This is a genomic window from Pseudoalteromonas sp. MQS005, from assembly GCF_001661605.1.
Classification (GTDB): Bacteria; Pseudomonadota; Gammaproteobacteria; order Enterobacterales; family Alteromonadaceae; genus Pseudoalteromonas; species Pseudoalteromonas tetraodonis.
Window position 1 is genome coordinate 1 of record NZ_LYRQ01000098.1, and the last position, 4,754, is coordinate 4,754.

At 40.6% G+C, this 4,754-nt stretch carries 2 protein-coding genes; both read right to left on the reverse strand.

What is annotated here, in order from left to right; all coding sequences use genetic code 11:
* Positions 1–445: 445 nt before the first annotated feature.
* Positions 446–3,505 carry an efflux RND transporter permease subunit gene (locus A9479_RS19250; RefSeq protein WP_064664305.1) on the reverse strand — a complete coding sequence of 1,020 codons (3,060 nt, stop codon included), beginning with the start codon at positions 3,503–3,505 and terminating at the stop codon, positions 446–448.
* Between the two features lie 10 nt (positions 3,506–3,515).
* Positions 3,516–4,586, reverse strand: coding sequence for an efflux RND transporter periplasmic adaptor subunit (locus A9479_RS19255; RefSeq protein ID WP_028834567.1), 1,071 nt, complete (start codon positions 4,584–4,586; stop codon positions 3,516–3,518).
* Positions 4,587–4,754: the final 168 nt, after the last annotated feature.

Here is a 4,754-nt window from a genome sequence, read left to right on the forward strand (position 1 = left end):
ATGTATAGCGATTTGATTTTTTCATAGTTCCAGTTTCTCAAGTTATTGAGTCTCTGGCAAACACGGGGCGATTCAAAGGCTGGCATCTAATATTACAGAAAACCAGATGCCTGTATATTTCGTAACAAATGATGCCAATAACATCATAATAGTGGCTTCACTTAACGCCAGTGATATAAAAAGAATAAGTAAGCGTTGTAATGGCATATAAAGTTTCCGAGCCAATTATTATTGAATAACAAAAGCGACTAAATTTAATATAGGGCGGACAGTAGAATTGTTATCGTTAATTTAAAAATACTGCTGTTTGATATTAATATAATAATTAGAAAGTGCGTTTATTGCCATTATGGTTGTGCGTTTATTCTGTAATTTTTGACTAAAGTAGGGTGAATCTTGATCAAAGTGTTCATAACATTTGACCAAGATTCAGTGTGATCAACAATTAACTATGTATATGTTCATCTGTTTTTACGTTCATAAATATCGCGTAGAGTACGGGGATCACAATTAAAGTCAGTAGGGTGGCAAAAAGTAACCCAAACACCAGTACCACTGACATCGATTGGAAAAACGCATCAAAATACAGTGGAATAACCCCTAGTACAGTGGTGAGTGTGCCCATCATTACTGGTCTTACCCGACTATTTGCCGAATCGATAATGGCATTATAAGCAGGTTTTCCTTGGCGAATTTCCATATCCATCTGATCCACTAATACAATGGCATTTTTAATCAATAAACCAGAGAGCGACAGTAATCCTAATATACCCATAAACTCTAATGGGATTTGTGTAGTAACCAGCCCAAAAACAACACCAATTAAGGCTAATGGCACCACAAGCCAAATAATAATAGGTTGTTTTAATGCGTTAAATAACACAATAACAATGAGTACCATGGCTAAAAAACCCAGTGGAATAGTTGAGGCCAGCATTTCGTTAGACTCTTTCGATTGACCATATTCGCCATCCCATTCTAGGCGGTAGCCTTGTGGTAGTTCAATGGCTTCTATTTTAGGTTTTACTCTATTAAATAACTCAGAAGCAAGCTCACCTGGCAGTGGATCGGCTTGGGCTTTTATGGTCCATTCACGGTCTTCACGTTTTAATATGCCGTCGCGCCATACGGTTTTAAAGCCATTGGTGACTTGAGCAAGAGGCAGTGTTTCACCGGTGATATTGCTTTGCACTTGAATGTTACCAATGTCGTTTATGTCTACGCGTTCTTTTTGTGGCGCTCTGACGATAATAGGAATGAGCTCTTCGCCTTCACGATACTGCCCAACCACTTGCCCTGAAAAGTTTTGTTGCAGTGCTTCGGCAACCGCTTTGCGCGTTACACCCGCGCGCTGTGCATTAATGGCTGAGTACTGTGGCTCAATAACACTAATGCGTTGTCGCCAAGTGTCTTTAATTGACAGCGCACCGCCATCTTCAATTAATACGGCTTTTGCTTTTGCTGCAAGCTCTCTTAATACACTCGGATCGGGGCCTTTAAATGTGGCTTCTATTTTAGAGCCACCACCGGGGCCCATTACAAAGCGCCATACTTTGCCTTGCGCATCCACAAAGTTATTATCGATGTAGTTTTGTACCCTAGGTAAGAGTTGATCTAGTTTTTTATAGTCATCGACTTTAGCTAAAATTTGCCCGTAAGAACTGTTGGGTGATTCGCTGCCATAAATAAGCATGTAACGTAATCCGCCACCGCCAATAAGCGTTTGTATGCCTTCAACGCCGTTTTGTTGTTTTACAAACGCTTCAAGTTTGAGCATGTCTTTTTTGGTTTTTTCAATATCGGTGCCTTGTGGTAACCAAAAATCAACCACCATTTGCGGCGTGGTGGAAGCTGGGAAAAACCCTGATTTTACAAATTGAAAACCCCACATAGACACACTAAACATGGCAACCACAACAGTAACCGTTAACCAGCGATGATGCAGTGCCGACACCACAACCGATTGATACAACGCCATGAGTTTATTTGGTTTTGCTGAACCAGAGGTATCGCCATCTTGTTCTTTAAACAAGCAATAACAAAACAGGGGAGTTAGGGTAATGGCAAATAACCAGCTGTATAACAAAGAGATTAAAATAACCCAAAATAAATGGCCGGTAAATTCAGCTGTATCGCCTGGGGCAAGTCCAATAGGTGCAAAGGCAACAATGCCGACTAATGTACCGCCAAGTAGTGGCCATTTAGTTTGTTTTACAACTTCACTGGCAATGTCTAACTTTTTACGCCCTTGTTGTGTGCCTACCAAAATTCCTTCTGTCACCACAATCGCATTATCAACCATCATACCGAGGGCAATAATAAGCGCACCTAAGGAAATACGGTGCATGGGTATACCGCTAAAGTCCATGGTAGCAAGGGTTGCAAAAATAGTTAGCAGTAACACGGCACCAATAATAACCCCAGAGCGTAACCCCATAAATAGCAGTAGCGTGACCATGACAATCACCAGCGCCACTAATACATTAACCACAAAGTTATCGACTGAGTCTTGTACCACTTTTCCTTGGTGGTAAAACTCATGCACGCTGATGCCAAGCGGTCTGAGGTTTTCAGTTTGCTTTACTTTATCATCAACGCGGTCAAACACTTTTACCACATTAGCGCCTAATACACTGGCAACCCCCAGGGATATGGCAGGCTTAGAGTTGTAGCGCACTAACTTGGTTGCTGGGCTTTGAAAACCGCGGTATACATTGGCAATATCTTTTAGGTAAATTGTTTTACCTTTAGCGCTGGCACTTACCAGTAGGTTTTTAATGGTATCAACGGAGTTTAATTCGCCGGTGGGATCAATAAAAATACGTTGATCGCCAATTTGGGTATTACCTGCACTCAATACGGCGTTTTGTTCATCCAAAATACCGTAAATGTTATTGATAGATACACCTAAAGAGGCTAACTCTTCTCGAGCAATTTCTACAAATATCCCCTCTTGTTGTACGCCCGTCATGGCAACTTTCGCTACACCGTCTACTTGTAAAATGTCACTTTGTAGCGTTTTGGCATAGGCATGCAGTTCATCGGGGGAGTAACCTTCAGCAGTAATTAAATAACTCAAACCATATACATCGCCATAATCATCAAACACTTTGGGGGTCCCTGTACCAGGAGGAAGCGTTGGGCGAGTATCGTTAATTTTGTTTCTGAGTTTAGTCCAAATAACTTGTAGCTCAGATTTGGTTGGCGAAAATTCTGATTTAATTTCTACTTTAATTTCAGATAACCCTGTAGATGAGGTCGACGATATAGTATCGACTTCTTGTAACTCTTGAATGGCACGCTCAAGCGGCTCGGTCACTTCTTTAGCAACCTCAAGCGGGCTCGCGCCTGAATAAGAAACAAATACTTGCGCGGTGCGAATTATAAATTCGGGGTCTTCAAACCGAGCCATGTTTTTGTATGACGAAAAACCAAAGCCAAGCGTTAAAATGATGAGTATAGTGCTAATTAATTTATTATTTATTGTCCACTTTGCTAAATCCATGACTGCGCTCCTATGCTTTAGTCCAAGGACGTACTTTCATACCCTCAGTCACATAGTTTGCACCTGCACCTACAATCACATCACCTGCTTTTAAGCCCTCAGTAATAATCAGTTGTTCGCCAATACCTTGCTCAATAGCAACGAGTGTTTTTGATACTTGCATTGTTTGTTGGTCAACAGTCCATACGAAATGCTGGCCGTTTTCTTCAAAAATAGCAAAGGTAGGGACAGCCAGTCGTGTTGCGTTTGAACTTGTTTGACGTTCTATTTTTAGGCTGGCATTCATGCCAGGTAATATATTAAGGTTATTGGGTACAGCAAACGAAAAGCGTACTTCATAGGTTTGACTGGCTGAGTCGGCTTCTAAATTCGCACGTCTAAATGTTGCAGGGATAGGCGCAGCCGATACATCTTGTAAAATAACAGTCGCTACATTGTTTTGCTTAGAATCTACCGTGGCCACAATAGACGCGGGAATATTTACAACCGCTTCCATTTCACCTTTACCAAATAGGGTAACTACATGTTGCCCAGCACTGATGTTTTCAAGCTGCTTTACTGGAACTTCTGCAACAATGGCATCGTAAGGCGCTATGATTTTACTGTCAGATAATGCCTTTTGCGCTGAGTCATACTGTGATTCGGCCACTTCTTTTTTAGATTTTAGTTGCTCTATATCTCGCTGTGAAATAACACCGTCTTTGGCAAGCTTTAAACCACGTTGATAATCATTGTTGGCCGTTTCAAACTGTATTTTGCTCGACTTAACCTCATTAACAAAGTTTCGTTGCTCTAATGCGGCTATTACGTCTCCTTTTTTTACATTTTGCGCAGCAATAACGTTGAGCTTTTCAAGTTTACCACTGACCTGAAAGGCCAGTTTTGAGCTGTTTATTGTATCTATAGTGGCAGGATAGGTGAGTGTTTTTGATTGAGAGCCATCATCAATGGTTATTAACTTAACAGGGCGTGGCTTGTTTTGCTTTTGAGTGCTGACTTCGCTATCTGAACAACCGGCTAACAACAACAGTAGCGCAATACTAATAAAATTAAATTTAGTAAAACATGGTTTATTGATCATCTTGCTTACCTTAAATAAAAAGTGCGGTGTTAATCGTTGGCATTTTTGTGTGGTTCAAAATTATAAAATGCGTAAATGTGTTTATTTTCGAATTTACCTGTAATGCTGTTTATTAAGCTATAACTACTTACTACTTGAAAAAAGCAGTAGATAACGAGTGAGTAATAA

Coding starts and splice junctions, on each gene's coding strand:
- A9479_RS19255 (WP_028834567.1), bottom strand. CDS start 4,586: ATGATCAATAAACCATGTTTTACTAAATTTAATTTTATTAGTATTGCG.
- A9479_RS19250 (WP_064664305.1), bottom strand. CDS start 3,505: ATGGATTTAGCAAAGTGGACAATAAATAATAAATTAATTAGCACTATA.